We start from the raw sequence: 18,215 nt of genomic DNA, 5'->3' as shown, positions 1-18,215 counted from the left end.
TGTCTCCAATAGGGGGGCCGAGGCCCCCCTGATTGGTCGTTTTTAAAAGGGGAGATTCCAAAGAGGGGGAGGATCGAAATCCCCCTCTTTGGCCCTTCTTTCCGTCCCCTTTCTTCGGGAAGAAAGGGGCCCCCCGGAGGGCGGGGCCCTCCGCGCTTCTCTACGCGTCCGGCAGCTTTCCCGCTTCGGCCTCATCCATCAGGTTTCTAAAATTCAGCACCAACTTGGTGGTGTACACCCCGCCCTTCCAGGTGTGGGTGTCGCTGTCGATCCAGCACAGGCCGTACAGCCCCGTCACCGGCTCCTGGAGCACCACACACTCCCCGGTGATGAGCGCCGGGTTCCCCCGCACCTGCGCCGTGATCTTCTGCGCCGGGGCGTTGTCCTCCAGCAGCTTCCTCGCCTCCGCCGCCGCGTCCCTGCCGCTGCTCTCCGTCACCATCTGCTGAAACAGGCCGTACCGCGCGATGGACGCCCCGTCCTCCACGGGGCTCCCCTTGGCCGTGCCGTCCCTGCTCAGGATCTGCACCCGGTTCACCAGGCTCTCCACGCTGTCCGTGGCCGTCAGGCTGATGAGGTTGGACCCCGGCCGCAGCGCCAGGGTCCGCTCCCCCTGCTTTTTTTCGATCACCTCCAGCGCCTCTCCCCGGAACCGCACCATATACCGCCCCCCGGTGGCGGCCGACGCCTGGGTGTACGCCGTCTGGATGATCTGGTACAGGCTCACCCCGGGAAAATTCCGGCTGATCGCCGTCCCCGTCCGGGCCAGGCTCCCCACCGTCAGCCCGAAGTCCGCCGCCACCCGCCCCGCGATGGCCTCCGGGGTCTGGCCGCGGAAGCGGTACGCCCCCTGGTTCCGCTTTAAGTACAGCCCCCGGTCCGCGCAGGACACCTCCACCGTGTTGGACAGCGTGTCCCGCTGCCGGGAGAACACAAAGCCATCGAAGAGCAGCCTCTCCCCACGGTAGAACTGCACCCGGCTCCCCGGCGGGCAGTCCACTGCGGGCAGGTGCTTGTCCGCCGGGCACACCAGCAGCGGGAAGTCCAGCGTCCGCGCCGCCTGGTCGTAGCTCCCGCCCCACGTGATGCTCTGGCACAGCGCCGCCGCCTCCCGGGTCCCTCCCTCCGGCGGGGTGATCCGCAGCTTCAGCGCCTCAGCTTCCCAGGCCAATGATGAGCCCTCCCTTCTCCATGAGCTCCCTGGCGCTTGGGAAACTGACCGTCCATTTCTCCTCGCCGTCCTCCTGCTCCACAGGCGCTACCGTGGTGGCCGACGCCGCCTGCACGGAGATGGAGGGCGTCGCCGCCGCCGGCAGCTCCTCCCGGGCGGGCAGCCGGAGCACCTGACCGGGGTGGATGAGGTTGGGGTTGGCGATCCCGTTGGCCGCCGCCAGGCGCCCGTACAGCGTCGCGTCGCCATAGAACCTCCGGCAGATGGCCGACAGCGTGTCCCCCGCCGCCACCGTGTACGTCTCCGCGCGCTCCGGCTCCGCCTCCACCGTCCGCGCCCCGTTCCCCGTTTGACGGCTCTCCGTCGTCTCCACCGCCAGCGCGCGGTAGCCCCGCAGCGGGATCGTGCAGTAGAGGTCCCCCGTCCCGTCCTGCTCCCGGTATCGGATCGGGTCCAGCAGCACCGCCGCGTTCACCGGCGTCCCGGACACCACGAACCGCAGCACCGTCCCCGCGTCGCTCCACTTCTCCAGCTGCTCCAGGTATACCCACGGGTTCGTCCCCGCACCCGGCTGGTTGAAGGGATACCCCTGGGCCGGCAGCAGGCAGGTAAGCTCCGTGTCCAGCAGCACCGCCGGGCCCGGCAGGTTCACGTCCCCCGACTCCTGCATCGTAATCCCCGCCGCCTTCCGCCCGTGCTCGACGTCATAGCTCCCGGGTGTCACCGGCAGCACCAGCTCACGCCCCGTCTCCGTATCCTTGAAGATAAATTGCCGCGCCATGCCTATACCCCCAGTTCCGCCGCGCGGACCACATTGGCCGCCAGCTTGGCCGCCAGCCGGTCCAGGTCCGCTTCCTCTCGAACGGTAACCGGCCCCGAGAACGTCACGTTTACGCCCATCCCCCGGTCCGCCGCGCGGGCCTGGGATGCCGTCAGCACCCGCTCCCCCTGGTGCAGCAACGCCGGAAAGTTGTCGTAGGGCACCACCTGCTGGCCCATCGCCCGGCGGTACGACTGGTGCCCGCCCGTCACGTCAAAGTATTCCACCTCAACAGGATTGGCGGCGCGCCCGGCCGCCCAGCCCTTGGAATACTCCTGGCCCATCTCATACCCCGCGTCCCAGTAGTCGTTTCTGAGGGCAGTATCCCCGCGGATGCCCTCGACCAGCGCCTTCTCCGCCGCCAGGGCCTCCTGCGCCCCCTCCGAGGCGTTGTACTCGTTCATGCCCTGGGCTCTGGCCTGCATGATGAGCCGCCCCATCTCGGCGGCGTCCCCCTCGGCTTTCGCCTGCTGGTACTCGTCGGACTCCTTCATCTTGGCTTCCGCCTCCCGCCGGTACCGCTCTTTTTCGTTGTCCAGGTGCGCGTACCATGCTCCAATCGCCTGATTGGCCTCGTCTGCGGACTCGTCCTCGTACCAGTCTATTTCCGCCTGGATGCCTTCCTTGCGGTTCTCGTTGTAGCCGATGCCGTACTGCTCCTGGGCGTTGGCCTTGGCGTCCTCCAGATTGCCCATCATGCCCTCATAGGTATTTGCCATCTGTGCCGACAGCCCGCCGTACTGCTCCTGCATGTAGGTCAGCAGCGCCTCCACCGCTTCCGAGCCCTTGATCTTCCCGGCGCTCACCTTCTGCGCCACCGTGGCCGCGTCGCCCCACTTGGACAGCGCCTCGTATACGTCGATGCCGCGCTCGGAAAAGTAGTTGAGGTACTCCTGGGTGGTTTTGTCGGTGAGCTTCATCCGCGAAAGCCCCGCGATCAGTACGGAGTTGTCGCTCTCGTTGAGGCTCAATGCCGCCGAGGTGTCTGAGAGGGCCGTCAGAATATCCATCGTCTGGCCCGTCCCGAAGGGCTTTACCAGGGATTTGGCGTATCCTGTGATCTCATCGTAGGTGCAGTTGGTGGTGGACGCCATGGCCTTTACTTCGCCCAGGAAGTCCGACGCCTCTGCCTCCGACCCCAGCAGGGTGGTAAAGGCCAGCTTCTTCTGCTCCCGGCCCGCCGCGATGGAGGAGCCGCTCTCAATGTCGCCGCTCATCTTGGTCTGCTGCTCCTCCGCCGCTTCCTGCACATAGCTCTTGAATGCGTCGTCTCGCTTCTCAAGGTTCTGGAGCGTTCCCGTGCCAATGCCAACCACTGCGCCTCCTGCCGCACCGATGGCCGCCCCAAGCGGCCCGCCAAGCATAAAACCCGTAGAGGCTCCTGTCAGACCCATTGAAAGCATGTTGGAGGCAAGGGCGCCGCCTGCATCTCCAAACGCGCTGACCACGAGGGCATTGGCGCCCTGCTGCACAAACTGCTTTGCCGCGTCTCCGATGCCGCTTGCCGCCAGCGCGTAGACGATATTTTTCCCGAAGCTGCCGCCCCCGCCCTGGTTGTCCGCCTTCCGGAACGCCTCTCCCGTCTTTTTCATCTGGGTCTCGGCCTCTCTGGCCCCCTTGGTCACCAGGTCCAGGTTGCGCTTGATGTTGTCATAGTTGGCCTTGGCCATCTGCGCCTTCAGCCCGTCCGCCTCGTCTCCCGTCTCCGCAAACTGCTTCTCCAGCGCCTTGAGCTCCTTCAGCGCGGCGTCCGCGTCCAGCTTCAGGCTGTACTTGTTGGTGTTCAGCTTGTGCAGCGTCTCCTCCATCTCGTCCATATCCTTGCTGAACGACTTCGTGATCTGCGCCATGCTCTTGATGGCCGAGGAGTAGCTGTCCCGCGCCGAAATTGCAATCGATACGTCCGGCATGATATCACCTCCGCTTGACTTATTCGTTTTTCTTTGCTAGAGTATTGATGAATAGAAAGGGGATTGTACTATGAGTTCAGGCGACCATAAGCCGGACTTTTTCTTTATGGCGGCATATCTCGCGGCGAATAAAAAACAGCGCTGGGGGCTAGTGGCTATTTATGTAGGAATCCCTCTATGCATTTTGCTTGCCTTTTTGTGGTTGTTCCGGCCCTCTGTTGGGGCCACATCCAAATGGGAAGCAGCGTATTCTATCACAGGAATGGAATATACGCGGATTTGGACATTGAAGGAAAGCGAGTTTGTCAGTCTGCTGAACAGCAAGCTGTCTGAATACGATGTGTCTCCTCTTACTTATTTGGAGTCCTATTCAGAGAGTGAGCGTCAAAAAATGCTGACAGCGAACGGCGAGACTTGGACCGTTTTATTCCACATTTGCCCGGAGGACGCAGAAAGCGATTATATATGGAGCAAGTATCCGGAAGTGAAAACTTGGCTCACCAATCTTGAAGATGTGGAGCTTTACTTTCCGGCATCGGGAGACTGGAACGAGAAAAAGCCTTATGTCAGGAGTCTAATCAGCATCTTCACACCTGGGGCGGAGGACTATGTGATCAGCAAACTCAGCCTTTCCGCCAAGTTCCGCGTAACGTCAAGCGTCATAGTCGATAATGTCGTATATACCCGTACCAATTCGAGTCTGCTTATTGAACCGGATGAAGATGCCTGATTCCCGCCGCCCTTCGGGGCGGCTTTTTTCATCCCCTTGGCCGCAGGAACGGGCACACCTGCGGAGGGTTATGATTTGCCTCATAGGACGCCAGCGCCCAGATGAGGTCCCGCTCCCCGGGGGATTTCCGGTAGTAGTCCCCCGGGGCCCACCCCTTCACATGGAAGAGGTAGTAGACGAGACCCAGCTCCGCGTCGCTGCCGTCCTCTAGGCGTTTTTTACTTCTTCAATGGTCGCCGTCCGGTATCCACACAGCCGCTCCACCGCACGGCTCAGGTCCTCGATCTCACCCGGCAGCAGCAGCGCCTTTACCGTCTCCGCCGGCGTGGCTCCGCCGAATTTGGCCTGGAGCGCAGGGTCCTTCAGGTCCGGCGAGACCACCCCCGAGAGCACGATATGTACGCTCAGATCCTCCGACATACTCTCCTTCAGCTCGCTCACCTTCCCGTAGGGCAGCGCCCGCAGCTCGAATACCACGTCCTCCCCCAGCAGCTCGCTCAGCCGCTTCACACGGTACCGCGCCGTGGGCAGGCTTTTCCGCACATTGGGCGTCTCCGGCTTCAAGAGGAGGTCCAGAATGCTTGTTTTCTCGCTCATTTGCTTCTCCTTCCCGGGGGATGCGAAAGGCCCCCGCTCCGTCGTTCTTGACAAAGCGGGGGCCGCACGGTATAATGACGATAAAGAGGGCGCTGTCGCAAGACGGTTAGCCCCTAAAAGTTACCAGCTTAAACTAAGCTAGCCGTTCGGGTCCAGCCGAGCGGCTAGCACGCTTTTATGGAGAGTATGTAGGCCAAGAGGCCAAGACATACGCAAACCCTCAGAAATTGCTTTCCTCGGTGCCCCACAATCGCATCACCTCCCTTCCCAGGGAAGTGGCTAACCGCCATTTATGCAACAGCGCCGCAGTCATTCTACCATAAGCGCCGCGCTTTGTCCACCGCCGCCTTCACGGGGCGGCCTTTTTTATACCCCTATCTCGTCCAGGAACTCATAGTCGGTAAAGGTGAAGGGGCACTCCACCTTGCCCACGCTCTTGGCCTCCCAGTCGGCCAGGGTGAGGTCGTCGAAGCTGACGTTGCTCAGGACCACCCGCTCCGCCCCGTAGGCGTCCGGGTCCTTCAGCTTGCTCACAATGGTAAAGCGCACGTCCTTTCCGTTTCGGATGTTCTCCCCGATGGCCAGCGCCATCCGGGAGGTCACCTTGTGCATCCGCAGGGACCCCGTACACTCAATGCTTGTCACCTTTTTGTCGCTGGCCATCTGCCCGCACAGGGCGATGTCCTCCTTGTTGAAGCTCACCTTGGCCTGAAGCCCGTAGCACTCGGACACCTTGTCTCCCTCCAGCCACACCTCCCCCCAGGTCCCTGAAATCACTCGCTTTGCCGAATCCATGTTTTGGCCCTCCTTAAATTGTGATATTGAGGTTGATATCCTCAATGGCGTCGAGGATCTTGATGGACGCCTCCAAAAACACCTTGTCGGCGGTGTTGGCCTCCTTGATCTCCTGCTGGCTCATCTTGGAGGTGTCCGTGCCCACAGACTGGAGGTATGCCTCCTGGCGCGCCAGGTCGATCCCCACCGAGGAGCTCCCCGCCTGGAGGATGCCGGACTGCTCCAGCCCCACCAGATAGCCCTTGATGGCCGTCACCAGCAGGCACTTGTTGTCGTAGCTGTTGGCGTACTTGCCGATGTAGGAGTCCTGGGCCGTGGTCCGGATGTCGGTCTGGATCATATCCATGACCTCCACCATCTTGATCTTCTTCCAGGCGTCCCCCTTGTCCTGGGTGGTGGTCTGGAGGGAGTTCACCCCGCGGGCCACCTTCACCTTCTCCCCGTCGTGGAAGAGGATGAACTTGCCCGCGTCCACCGCGGCGTCCATGGCCTCACGGGTCAGCCGTCCCACGTCGCTCACCTCGGGGAGGGGGGCGTAGGTGCAGGAGATGGTCATGGGCGTCCCGGCGATGAGCCCCGCGATCCGGGAACAGTATTCCGCCGTGGTGAACTCGGTCGTCCCCACCAGGATATCCCCGGTGGCGAAGTTGACCACCGCCTCGCTGTCCGCCGCCTTGGACGGCAGCACCGCCTTGCAGATGGCCGCGTCGTTGCTCCTCCGGCCGGCGATCCAGGCGGCGATGGCCGTGGCCTCGGCCTCCGTGCAGTCGGGGGGCCCCGCCAGATAGTCAAAGGTCTGGGTGGCCAGCCACGTCAGGGCGTCGGTCAGCGCCTCCGCCGCTGCGGGCAGCACGTAGACCAGCACCTGCCGGGGCGGATTCACATACCCCGTAAAGGCCCGCTGGATGTACGCCTGGTTGTCTGTCCCCAGGGTGGCCGGGATCTGGCTGGCGTTGGTGTAGGCGTGGCCGCCGTTCTCCTTGGCGTCCTTGATAATGAGGGCCACCACCCCCTTCTCCGAGCGCTCGATGGCGCTCGCCGCTGTGGATTTGAATGCAATGTTGATATTGGGCAGTCCCATTTCTTTAATCTCCCTTTCGTCCTCACAAACTCTATTTCGCTCCATCCGCCAAAAGGCGGATATCCGCTCCATTCCGTTGTTCGTCCTCTCCCCCACGTCGTCGGAAGAAACTCCGCTTTGCTCCATCCGGCTGTCCGCCGGATATCTGCTTCGCTTCGTTCTCCCTCCTCCCCCCACCGGGCTTCACGGCTCGGTGGGGTCCCTTTATTCGCCCTGCGGGGGCCCCCATTTTGTCTGTATTTCGCCCATCAGGGGCCACTCGTCCCCGCCCGGGCGGTCGTCCTGGTACTGAAACGTGATGCTGGTCTCCGCGTAGTCGAATTGGCAGTTGCCCTTGTTGGCCGTCACGTGGAGGAACCGGTCCTCCACCTGGAGTCCGTCCACCGCGAAGAGCTCCTGTACCGCCCCCATCCGGGTCATCAGGTCCGGCACGTGGCTGTTATAGTAGTCGTCCGCCTCCACAAAGGCGGTGACCACCACCGTGGCCTTGACCTCCAGGCAGCCGCACGAGGCGTCCAGCATCTCCACCGGCCCCAGCTCCACCAAGAAGGACGGCCGCGCAAAGTCCACCGGTACCCGCTCCAGATAGACCGTATTCCCCGGATACCGCTCCTCCACCAGCCCCTTTACCGCCTCCGTAATCGCCAGAAATGAAAGCATCTCAACCCTCCTTTATTGTCTCTTCAAGATCTGCCTCGGCCGCCCTTGTGTAGCTATCTTACCTCTTTGTTTTGGCTCTGGGGTGGCCATTCGCTTGTCACGCTCTTGGGATTCTTACGTCGGACCCCTATGTACTTCCCCTGTTTCGTCGCTGGAACAACGTCCCTTCCGCCTCATGGTTGTCCGCCGGATATCCGCTCTACCCACGCGCTTCATCTTAGGCCAAGAGCCGTCCTGCGGGCTCAGTTTCTCCCCAACACGACCCGCTCGTTCGGGCGCATGTCGGATCCCTGTGAAAAATACCCCGCGCCCTGCCCAACTGCGTTTTTGTCTCCATACTCCCTTATCCCCTATGCGCCTGCCCTCTGCGCTTTCTGTTTTCCCGCTCTTTTCAAATACAGGGACGTACCAGCCATTTTTCTGCTTGCGCCCATTTTCAGGCAAAATCCTTTCCGGAAGGATGCCCGCGGTTATGCGCCAAGCCGGGCAGAACCTTCCCGGGGTGTTGGAGGGCATCCTGCAAGCAAAAAGCGCCCAAGCCACGACACCCATCACGGATTGTCTTTGGTTCAGGCGCTTCGATATTCATGACAGTTTCCTGCCACACCATTTGCAGCCGTCACACTCCGGTTCCATCCGACATATCCTGCAATGTGGAGGTGATCACCTTGGAACAAAATAACCGCACCACAATGATCGCAAGAGTCATATGTGCTGAGCGCTGTCGGCTTTTGGTCTGTGACTGTTCCTCACATCAGAGAGTCCTGGTTCGCTCTGACGATGCCTGTTGCTTCTCCCGCGGCGACTGCGTATGTATTCACTATAGCGGTGCCATGACAATGAGCATTCCCCCCCAAATCACTGCTGACTGCATTCACAGGCACTGCGCCTGATGCCGAATGCTAGGGGGAGGGTTTTCCGCCCTCTCCTCGGCTTTTTCATAAGGCTGCATTTCCTCTGTTGTCATCCATGTACGGGCATCGATGGGCTGGCTGTCCCCTTTCATATTTTCTCCTGCATAATACCACTTCTTTGGAATGCCGAACCGCCCCGGTCCGATCGGACCGGGGCGGTTCTCCTCTTAACAGCGGGAACGCACTTCAAAAGAAAGCGCTCCGTTCAAGTTATTTTAACGATTCGGCCAGGACAGCGGTCTCTGCATTGCACTCCTCGGCCTCGATATCCTCCGGCTCGGTAGGCGGCTGCTCAGGTTCCATGTCGTCCGGACTCATGGTGTCCCAGTCGAACTGGCGATACCGGGAGAGGCCGGAGCCTGCGGGGATCAGCTTGCCGATGATGACATTCTCCTTCAGGCCCAGCAGATGATCCACTTTGCCCTTGATAGCCGCTTCCGTGAGAACCTTGGTGGTCTCCTGGAAGGACGCCGCGGACAGGAAGGACTCTGTCGCCAGCGAGGCCTTGGTGATGCCCATGATGAGCCGGGTGGCCACAGGGAGGCGCAGCTCCAGGCCGTCGTTGGTCTCGCCCGCATCGATCCGGGCCTGAACGGCCCGCTGGGCGTCCTTGAACTCAATGAGATCGACGGTGGACCCGCTGAGCAGGCTGGAATCCCCTGCATCCTCCACGCGGACCTTACGCATCATCTGCCGGGCAATGACCTCGATGTGCTTGTCGTTGATATCAACGCCCTGCTGACGATAGGGTTTCTGCACCTCTTGGATAAGGTAGTTGTACACCGCATGGATGCCGCGGATCCGCAGCACATCGGCGGGATATAGAGCGCCGTCGGTGAGCATATCGCCCTTCTGGACGGTGTCGCCGTCCTTCACCCGCAGGCCGGAATTGTGGGCCAGCGCATAGGAGACCACTTCCCCGTCGTCGGCGGTAATGGTAACGTTGACCATACCGCCCCGTTTGGCGTCCTCCATGGTGACCTTGCCGCTGATCTCCGCCAGTTGGGCCATCTTCTTGGGTCTGCGGCCCTCGAAGAGCTCCTCGACACGGGGAAGACCCTGGGTGATATCGCCGCCGGCCACACCGCCGGTGTGGAAGGTTCGCATGGTGAGCTGGGTGCCGGGCTCTCCGATAGACTGGGCCGCGATGATCCCCACGGCCTCCCCCTCGCCCACAGGCTCGCCGATGGCCAAGTTGATGCCGTAGCATTTGGAGCACACGCCGCTTCTCGCCTCACAGGTGAGAACGGAGCGGATCATGACCTCATGGATGCCGTGGGCCTCCAGGAGCTCGGCATCGTCAGCGGTCATCATAGTGTCGTGGTCAATGAGGACCTCGCCGGTCTGCGGGTCCACAATGTCCTCCACGGGATAGCGACCCTTCAGGCGTTCACCGAAGGTCTCGATGACCTGACCGTTCTCCACAATCTCAGAAACCAGGATGCCGTCGTGAGTGCCGCAGTCATGCTCGCGGATAATGACCTCCTGGGATACGTCCACCAGACGGCGGGTCAGATAACCGGAGTCAGCGGTCCGCAGTGCCGTATCGGCCAGACCCTTTCGGGCGCCTCGGCTGGAGATGAAGTATTCCAGTACGGAGAGTCCTTCACGGAAGTTGGCCTTAATGGGGATCTCGATGGTGCGGCCGGAGGTATCGGCCATCAGGCCACGCATGCCAGCCAGCTGGCGGATCTGCGCGGTGGAGCCACGGGCGCCGGAGTCTGCCATCATCCAGATGGGGTTGTAGCGGTCCAGTCCGGCCATTAGGGCGTCAGTGACATCCTTGGTGGTCTTCTCCCACGCCTCGACCACCAGACGATAGCGTTCGTCGTTGGTGAGGAAGCCCCGCTTATACTGGCGTTCGATCTTGACGATCTCCTTTTCAGTGGCGGCGATGAGCTCCTTCTTCTTCTCCGGCACGGTCATATCGGAGATGGAGACGGTAAGGGCGCCCCGGGTGGAGAATTTATAGCCTCTGGCCTTGATGGTATCCAAAACGCCGGCGGACACGGTAAAGCCGTGCTTGGTGATACACTTGTCGATAATCTTGCCCAGCTGCTTCTTGCCGGTGATGAAATTGATTTCGGGGTCGAACATGGCCTCGGGGTCGGTGCGGTCCACAAAGCCCAGATCCTGGGGGATGCCCTCATTGAAGATCAGACGGCCCACGGTGGTGCGCACCAGTTTGTGGCGGAGCTCACCGTCCACCTCAACGGAACGGCGGACCAGGATAGGCACATGGAGGTCCAGCTCCCCCTCATCGTAGGCCAGGCGGGCCTCCCCATCGTCGGAGTAGACGCGGTAGATCTCCCGGGGCAGCTCGCCGTCGGGGGTCTCGGCACAGATCCCGGCATAGGTGGGGATATCGTCCGGCTTCCCGGGATTTTTCACCCAGACCTTGTCGTCGCTCCCGACCTCGCCGGCGGCCAGGGCGGCCTTCACCGCCGCCACGTCGTCATAGGCAAAGTCGTGGTATTCATACCGCTCGTAGGTGAGGTAGTAGGAGCCCAGCACCATGTCCTGTGTGGGCACGGTGACGGGGCCGCCGTCCTGGGGCCGCAGCAGGTTGTTGGCGGAAAGCATCAGGATGCGGGCCTCGGCCTGCGCCTCGGCGGACAGGGGCACGTGAACGGCCATCTGATCTCCGTCGAAGTCGGCGTTAAAGGCGGTACACACCAGGGGGTGTAGCTTGATGGCCCGGCCCTCTACCAGCACCGGCTCAAAAGCCTGGATACCCAGCCGGTGGAGCGTAGGGGCGCGGTTGAGCATCACCGGATGCTCCTTGATGACAAAGTCCAGGGCGTCCCAGACCTCCGGGCGGCCTTTGTCCACCATCTTTTTGGCTGACTTGATGTTATTGGCCAGGCCGTCCTCCACCAGCTTCTTCATGACGAAGGGACGGAAAAGCTCAATGGCCATCTCCTTGGGAAGGCCGCACTGATAGATCTTCAGCTCGGGCCCGACCACAATGACGGAACGACCGGAGTAGTCCACGCGCTTGCCCAGCAGATTCTGACGGAACCGCCCCTGCTTGCCCTTGAGCATATCGCTGAGGGACTTGAGGGCCCGGTTGTTAGCGCCGGTCACGGCGCGGCCGCGGCGGCCGTTGTCGATGAGGGCGTCCACCGCCTCCTGGAGCATCCGCTTCTCGTTGCGGACAATAATGTCCGGGGCATTGAGCTGGATGAGGCGCTTGAGGCGGTTGTTGCGGTTGATGACCCGGCGGTAGAGGTCGTTGAGGTCGGAGGTGGCGAAGCGGCCACCGTCAAGCTGCACCATGGGGCGCAGCTCGGGGGGGATGACGGGCAGCACGTCGATGATCATCCACTCAGGCTTGTTGCCGGAGATACGGAAGGCGTCGACGACCTCCAGGCGCTTGACGATCCGGGCCTTTTTCTGTCCGGAGGCGTCCTTGAGTTCCGCCCGGAGGGATTCGGAGAGCGCCTCCAGATCGATGTCCTGGAGCAGCTTCTTTACGGCCTCCGCGCCCATACCGGCCTCGAAGTCGTCCTCATACTTCTCCCGCATATCACGGTATTCCTTTTCCGTGAGGATCTGGTTCTTGGCCAGAGGGGAGAAGCCGGGGTCTGTAACGATATAGGCGGCAAAATAGAGGACCTTCTCCAGAATGCGGGGGCTGATGTCCAGCAGCAGTCCCATCCGGGAGGGGATGCCCTTAAAATACCAGATGTGGGACACCGGAGCGGCCAGCTCGATATGGCCCATGCGCTCCCGGCGCACCTTGGCCCGGGTGACCTCCACGCCGCAGCGGTCGCAGATCTTACCCTTGTAGCGGATCTTCTTATACTTACCGCAGTGGCACTCCCAGTCCTTAGTGGGCCCAAATATCCGCTCGCAGAACAGACCGTCCCGCTCGGGCTTCAGGGTCCGGTAATTGATGGTCTCCGGCTTTTTGACCTCGCCGTAAGACCATTCCAGAATCTTTTCCGGGGAGGCGATGCCAATCTGGATGGCGTCAAACTCAGCGTAGCTCATATATGATCATCCTCCCTTTCTCAGTCCAAATCACCGTCGTCGGTACTGTCGTCCAAGACGATCTCTTCCTCGAATCCGACGTCCTCATCGGCGTCGTCAGTGTCGTCGGCCACCGCCAGGTCGTCATCGTCACTGCCCTCCTTGAGCGTAAAGCCGGCCGCGGCGAAATCGGACTCACCGCCGGCGTTATAGCCGTAGAAGTCGTCGTCCCGGATACGGTCAGGCTGGTAGGTGTCCTCATCGTCGTCCTTGAGCTCGATCTCCTCGCCCTTGGCATCCAGCACCTTGATGTCCAGGCACAGTGCCTGAAGCTCCTTGACCAGCACTTTGAAGGACTCGGGCACACCGGGCTTGGGCACGTTATGGCCCTTGACGATGGACTCATAGGTCCGGACACGGCCGGTCACATCGTCGGACTTGACGGTAAGGATCTCCTGAAGCGTGTAGGCCGCGCCATAGGCCTCCAGGGCCCAGACCTCCATCTCGCCGAAGCGCTGTCCGCCGAACTGGGCCTTGCCGCCCAAGGGCTGCTGAGTGACCAGGCTGTAGGGGCCGGTGGACCGGGCGTGGATCTTGTCGTCTACCAGGTGATGGAGCTTGAGGAAGTAGACGTAGCCCACGGTGACGCGGTTGTCAAACCGCTCGCCGGTGCGTCCGTCATAAAGCCAGCTCTTACCGTCCTTGGCAAGGCCGGCCGCAGTGAGCGTGGCCTCGATCTCGGGCTCGTTGGCACCATTGAAGATGGGTGTGGCCACCTTCCAGCCCAGGGCCTTGGCCGCATAGCCCAGGTGGACCTCCAGCACCTGCCCGATGTTCATACGGGAGGGCACGCCCAGGGGATTGAGGACGATGTCCAGCGGCGTGCCGTCGGGCAGGAAGGGCATATCCTCCTGGGGCAGGATGCGGGAGACGACGCCCTTATTGCCGTGGCGGCCGGCCATTTTGTCGCCCACGCTGATCTTACGCTTCTGGGCAATATAGACACGGACCACTTCGTTGACGCCGGGGGAGAGCTCGTCGCCGTTCTCCCGGGTAAACACCTTCACGTCCACAATGATGCCGCTCTCTCCGTGGGGGACCTTCAGGGAGGTGTCGCGGACCTCGCGGGCCTTCTCGCCGAAAATGGCGCGGAGGAGCCGCTCCTCGGCGGTGAGGTCGGTCTCTCCCTTGGGCGTGACCTTGCCCACCAGGATATCGCCGGCACGGACCTCGGCGCCCACGCGGATGATGCCCCGCTCGTCCAGATCCTTCAGCGCATCCTCGCCCACGTTGGGGATATCCCGGGTAATCTCCTCGGGCCCCAGCTTGGTGTCCCGGGACTCGGTCTCATACTCCTCGATATGGATGGAGGTGAACACGTCCTCCTTGACCATACGCTCGTTGAGCAGGATGGCGTCCTCGTAGTTGTAGCCCTCCCACGTCATAAAGCCCATAAGGATGTTCTTGCCCAGCGCGATCTCTCCCTGACTGGTGGAGGGGCCGTCCACCAGGACATCCCCCTTCTCCACCCGCTGTCCGGCGGTGACGATGGGCCGCTGATTGATACAGGTGGTGTGGTTGGAGCGCATGAACTTGGTCAGCTTGTAGTCCACTACCCGACCATCGTCGTAACGGACGGTGATATACTGGGCGGAAACCTTGGTGACCTCACCGCCGCCCTCCGCCAGAATGACCACACCGGAATCGATGCAGTTTTTGTGCTCCTGGCCGGTGGCCACGATGGGGGCCTCGGTGGTGAGCAGGGGCACGGCCTGCCGCTGCATGTTGGCGCCCATCAGGGCGCGGTTGGCATCGTCATTCTCCAGGAAGGGGATCATGGCGGTAGCCACGGAGACCATCATCTTAGGGGAGACGTCGATATAGTCCACATGGTCGCGGTCCACCTCGATGATCTCATTGCGGTGGCGGCAGGTGATACGGTCATGCAGCAGATGATTGCTCTCGTCCACGGGCTCGGTGGCCTGGGCGATGATATATTCATCCTCCACATCGGCGGTCATATATTCGATCTCATCGGTAAGGCAGCCGGTCTCCTTGTCCACCTTGCGGTAGGGGGTCTCAATAAAGCCGTACCGGTTGATGCGGGCATAGGAGGCCAGATAGGAAATGAGGCCGATGTTGGGTCCTTCGGGCGTCTCAATGGGACACAGCCGGCCGTAATGGCTGTAGTGGACGTCCCGGACATCGAAGGAGGCGCGGTCACGGGACAGACCGCCGGGGCCCAGGGCGGACATACGCCGCTTGTGGGTGAGCTCCGCCAGCGGGTTGGTCTGATCCATGAACTGGCTCAGGGGGGAGGAGCCGAAGAACTCCTTGATGGACGCAGTGACCGGGCGAATATTGATGAGGCTCTGGGGGGTGACAATATCCAGATCCTGGATGGTCATGCGCTCACGGATCACGCGCTCCATACGGCTGAACCCGATGCGGAACTGATTTTGGAGCAGCTCGCCTACGCAGCGCAGGCGGCGGTTCCCCAGGTGGTCGATGTCGTCGTGGGTACCCACGCCATGGGCCAGACAGTTGAGGTAGTTGATGGAGGCCATGATGTCCTCCACAAAGATGTGCTTGGGCACCAGGTCGTCCACCCGATCCCGGACGGCCTCCTTCAGGCCCTCTTCATCCCCCTCATACTGCTCCAGCAGCTCCCGGAGCAGGGGGAAGTACACCTTTTCGGTCACGCCGCACTCGGCGGGGTCGAAGGGGAGGAAGCCCTTGGCGTCCACCATATCATTGGAAAACACCTTGATAAGAGTGCCCTCCAGGTCGATCACAGCCTCATTGACGCCCTTGGCCTCGATCTCACGGGCCCGTTCCCGGGTCAGGACCTCACCGGCCTCGGCAATGATCTCGCCCGTCATGGGATCGGCAATGGGCTGGGCCAGCTTCTGGCCGTTCAGGCGGCCCCAGATGGCCAGCTTTTTATTGAATTTATAGCGGCCCACAGCGGAGAGATCGTACCGCCGGGGATCAAAGAACAGCGCATTCAGAAGGGATTCCGAGGAATCCACCGTGGGGGGCTCGCCGGGGCGGAGCTTACGGTAAATCTCCAGGAGGGCCTCCTCCCGGCTCTTACAGGTGTCCTTCTCCATCGTGGCCAGGATGCGGGGGTCCTCACCGAACATATCGATGATCTCCGCATCGGTCCGGGGGCCTACCGCACGGATGAGGCAGGTGATGGGCAGCTTTCTGTTCTTGTCGATCCTCACGTAGAAGATGTCGGACAGATCCGTCTCATACTCCAGCCACGCGCCGCGGTAGGGGATGACAGTGGTGCCGAAGGTCACATTGCCCGCCTTGTCCTCGTTTCGGGCAAAGTACACGCCGGGGGAGCGGACGATCTGGGAGACGATGACCCGCTCGGCGCCGTTGATGACAAAGGAACCGGAATCGGTCATGAGGGGGAAATCTCCCATAAAGATCTCCTGCTCCTTGATCTCCTCGGTCTCCTTGTTCCGCAGACGGACCCGCACCTTGATGGGGGCGGCATAGGTGGCGTCCCTGGCCTTGCACTCCTCCACATCGTACTTGGGGGCCTCATCCATTTTATAGTCGATAAAGGAGAGCTCCAGGTTGCCCGCATAGTCGGTGATGGCGGCCACATCCTTAAAGACCTCGCGCAGGCCGGTGTCCAAAAACCACTGATAGGATTTCTTCTGGACCTCCAGCAGGTTGGGCATGTCCAGGATCTCTGCGTGGCGGGCATAGCTCTTGCGCAGGGTCTTGCCGTAGTGTACGTCCTTGACCATGCCGTTCAGCTTGTCGTTGACCATTCCGAAAATCACACTCCGTTTTCTCGCATTCGGCGCCGAAAAGCCCTGATATTTCGGCTATCTTCTCATCTTCAGCAGGCCACTTCTCGTCGAATTGGCCAAAAACGCCGGTCTCGGATTTTATGACACGCCCGGCTGCGTTGTCTCCTTGTTTTTCGTTCCCTCTTGCGCAGGACCGTCAGAACTGCTATACTGAATACACCGTGGGAGGGTCTTTGCAGAGGATACTGGATGTACGAAAGCATTTCAGTATACCATGTAGATTTTTCCGCGTCAAGTCTTTTTGTGTCGAAGTTCGGAGTGATCCGGACTTTTTTCTTTCTTCCCGACAACGAGGTGAACGCTATGTCCCGCTCCCATCCCCTGCAATCCCAACTCTTTCCCCCGTATGCGGCCGCGCTCTGCGGCGGCGCGGGGCTCTTGCTCCTCCTTCTGGCCCTGTGCAGGACCGCCGGCCTCAGCGATGCCCCCTCCCGCCTTCCCGTGGGGTTGTGCCTTGTCCTGCTGTGTGCGCTGGCGGCAGGGCTTCTTTTTTATGAGGACAGGAGACCCGGTGCCGCACTGTTCGCCCTTCTTCCCATCGGACTTGCTCTTTTTCTCCGTGCCCTCTGCCTGGAGCATGTGACCTACGACTATCGGGACTTTCTCTCCGGCTGGGCCTCCTTCTTCCGGGAAAACGGCGGCTGGGCGGCAGTGGCGCTGCCCAAGGGGAACTACAACGTCCCCTATCTCTACTTTCTGGCCGCCATCTCCTATCTCCCGGTGCGCGATCTCTACCTGATCAAACTCTTTTCCATGCTCTTCGACGTGCTGCTTGCCTGGGGAGGCTACCGGCTGGTGCGTCGTCTGTCCGTTCCGGGTAGCTACTGCCCCTGTACCGCCTTCTGTATTCTCCTGCTGCTTCCCACTGTGGTACTCAACGGTGCCTATTGGGCCCAGTGTGACTCCATCTACGGCGCGCTGTGCCTCCATGCCCTCGCCTCCGCCCTGGACCGGCGCCCTGCGGGCTCCGTGGTTCTGCTGGCGCTGGCCTTCTCCTTCAAGCTTCAGACCGTCTTTCTCGTGCCGTTGTGGGGCGCACTGTGGTTTGCCGGACGGGTACGGTTCCGGGACCTGCTCCTTTTCCCCGCCACCTATGTCCTCACCATCGTCCCCGCTCTTTTTCTAGGGAAACCGCTGGGGGATATTCTGGGCGTCTATTTTGGACAGGCGGCGGAATACAGCGACTATTTGACGCTGAACGCGCCCTCGCTCTATGCGCTCATCCCTTACGGCGCAGAGGTGGACACCACCCTTGCCGCCCGTCTGGGCATCTTGGCCGCTTTCCTGTTTACCGTCAGCATTCTTCTCTGGCTGCTGCTTCGCCGGGGCCGTCTGACGGACCGTGCTCTGTTTACCGCGGGCGCGGCCTTCGCCGTCGGCATCCCCCTGTTGCTTCCCCATATGCACGACCGCTATTTCTTTCTTGCGGATACGATCACCCTCTGCTGGGCCTGCCTGGACCGCCGCCGGGGAATCCCTGCAGCCATTCTGGTACAGGTCGCCTCTCTGGGCGCCTACCACGCCTATCTCATGCTGCGCTATGCCTTTCCCATGGCTTGGGGCTCGCTGATGCTCCTCGCCACCCTGATCTGGACCCTTTTCTGCCTGTATCAGGAGTGGAGACACGGAGAAGGCGGACCTGTAAGGCGCCGCCGTCCCCCTGCCGTGTGACCGGCACGGCTCCATACCGCATCTCGCGGGGAGGGCCGTGCCCCCTCCCCCTCCC

11 protein-coding genes are annotated in these 18,215 nt (G+C 61.5%); 2 read left to right on the top strand and 9 right to left on the bottom strand.

The window, feature by feature from the left end; translation table 11 throughout:
* Positions 1-160: 160 nt before the first annotated feature.
* Genes ABUA09_RS04495 through ABUA09_RS04485 form a run of 3 tightly spaced genes read right to left on the bottom strand, consistent with a single transcriptional unit; the run spans position 161 to position 3,901 of the window.
* Complete coding sequence (locus tag ABUA09_RS04495; RefSeq protein ID WP_349949111.1) at positions 161-1,171, bottom strand: XkdQ/YqbQ family protein; 1,011 nt, start codon at positions 1,169-1,171, stop codon at positions 161-163.
* Entirely contained in the window at positions 1,155-1,952 is a 798-nt protein-coding gene (locus ABUA09_RS04490; RefSeq protein WP_349949110.1) for a LysM peptidoglycan-binding domain-containing protein, read from the bottom strand. Before ABUA09_RS04490 ends, ABUA09_RS04495 begins: the two co-directional genes overlap by 17 nt.
* Positions 1,953-1,954: 2 nt before the next feature.
* The gene (locus ABUA09_RS04485) at positions 1,955-3,901 is read right to left on the bottom strand and encodes a tape measure protein (protein ID WP_349949109.1); all 1,947 of its coding nucleotides are present in this window, start codon (positions 3,899-3,901) and stop codon (positions 1,955-1,957) included.
* Between the two features lie 70 nt (positions 3,902-3,971).
* On the opposite strand from ABUA09_RS04485, the gene ABUA09_RS04480 reads away from it, so the two are divergent.
* Entirely contained in the window at positions 3,972-4,631 is a 660-nt protein-coding gene (locus ABUA09_RS04480; protein WP_349949107.1) for a hypothetical protein, read from the top strand.
* Positions 4,632-4,838: 207 nt separating this feature from the next.
* Here ABUA09_RS04480 and ABUA09_RS04475 read toward each other — a convergent pair whose 3' ends face one another.
* The 6 genes from ABUA09_RS04475 to rpoB all read right to left on the bottom strand — a co-directional run bounded on the left by ABUA09_RS04475 (position 4,839) and on the right by rpoB (position 16,423).
* On the bottom strand, positions 4,839-5,228 hold the full coding sequence (locus ABUA09_RS04475) for a phage tail assembly chaperone (RefSeq protein WP_075704238.1): 390 nt from the start codon (positions 5,226-5,228) through the stop codon (positions 4,839-4,841).
* A 366-nt stretch (positions 5,229-5,594) separates the two neighbouring features.
* A complete protein-coding gene (locus ABUA09_RS04470; RefSeq protein WP_279202448.1) occupies positions 5,595-6,023 on the bottom strand; it encodes a phage tail tube protein in 429 nt (142 codons plus the stop codon).
* A gap of 13 nt (positions 6,024-6,036) precedes the next feature.
* A complete protein-coding gene (locus ABUA09_RS04465; protein ID WP_279202447.1) occupies positions 6,037-7,104 on the bottom strand; it encodes a phage tail sheath C-terminal domain-containing protein in 1,068 nt (355 codons plus the stop codon).
* A gap of 204 nt (positions 7,105-7,308) precedes the next feature.
* Positions 7,309-7,764 (bottom strand): DUF6838 family protein, encoded by a 456-nt coding sequence (locus tag ABUA09_RS04460; protein ID WP_279202445.1) that lies wholly within the window; start codon positions 7,762-7,764, stop codon positions 7,309-7,311.
* Between the two features lie 1,124 nt (positions 7,765-8,888).
* Complete coding sequence (rpoC, locus tag ABUA09_RS04455; RefSeq protein ID WP_033118153.1) at positions 8,889-12,674, bottom strand: DNA-directed RNA polymerase subunit beta'; 3,786 nt, start codon at positions 12,672-12,674, stop codon at positions 8,889-8,891.
* 20 nt (positions 12,675-12,694) lie between these two features.
* Entirely contained in the window at positions 12,695-16,423 is a 3,729-nt protein-coding gene (gene rpoB / locus ABUA09_RS04450) for a DNA-directed RNA polymerase subunit beta (RefSeq protein WP_058118771.1), read from the bottom strand.
* Positions 16,424-16,792: 369 nt separating this feature from the next.
* On the opposite strand from rpoB, the gene ABUA09_RS04445 reads away from it, so the two are divergent.
* Complete coding sequence (locus tag ABUA09_RS04445) at positions 16,793-18,160, top strand: putative hexosyltransferase (protein WP_279202442.1); 1,368 nt, start codon at positions 16,793-16,795, stop codon at positions 18,158-18,160.
* The last annotated feature ends 55 nt before the right edge of the window (positions 18,161-18,215 follow it).

It is taken from the genome of Intestinimonas sp. RTP31139st1_F5_RTP31139_211217 (assembly GCF_040226735.1).
GTDB classification, from domain to species: Bacteria; Bacillota; Clostridia; order Oscillospirales; family Oscillospiraceae; genus Intestinimonas; species Intestinimonas butyriciproducens.
Note: the sequence above shows the minus strand (reverse complement) of the source record. Positions and strands in the feature narration are given on the sequence as shown.

Bases quoted from the DNA above. Each gene is read 5' to 3' on its own strand.
- ABUA09_RS04490 (WP_349949110.1), bottom strand. From the start codon at position 1,952: ATGGCGCGGCAATTTATCTTCAAGGATACGGAGACGGGGCGTGAGCTG.
- ABUA09_RS04485 (WP_349949109.1), bottom strand. From the start codon at position 3,901: ATGCCGGACGTATCGATTGCAATTTCGGCGCGGGACAGCTACTCCTCG.
- ABUA09_RS04480 (WP_349949107.1), top strand. From the start codon at position 3,972: ATGAGTTCAGGCGACCATAAGCCGGACTTTTTCTTTATGGCGGCATAT.
- ABUA09_RS04475 (WP_075704238.1), bottom strand. From the start codon at position 5,228: ATGAGCGAGAAAACAAGCATTCTGGACCTCCTCTTGAAGCCGGAGACG.
- ABUA09_RS04470 (WP_279202448.1), bottom strand. From the start codon at position 6,023: ATGGATTCGGCAAAGCGAGTGATTTCAGGGACCTGGGGGGAGGTGTGG.
- ABUA09_RS04465 (WP_279202447.1), bottom strand. From the start codon at position 7,104: ATGGGACTGCCCAATATCAACATTGCATTCAAATCCACAGCGGCGAGC.
- ABUA09_RS04460 (WP_279202445.1), bottom strand. From the start codon at position 7,764: ATGCTTTCATTTCTGGCGATTACGGAGGCGGTAAAGGGGCTGGTGGAG.
- rpoC (WP_033118153.1), bottom strand. From the start codon at position 12,674: ATGAGCTACGCTGAGTTTGACGCCATCCAGATTGGCATCGCCTCCCCG.
- rpoB (WP_058118771.1), bottom strand. From the start codon at position 16,423: ATGGTCAAGGACGTACACTACGGCAAGACCCTGCGCAAGAGCTATGCC.
- ABUA09_RS04445 (WP_279202442.1), top strand. From the start codon at position 16,793: ATGTCCCGCTCCCATCCCCTGCAATCCCAACTCTTTCCCCCGTATGCG.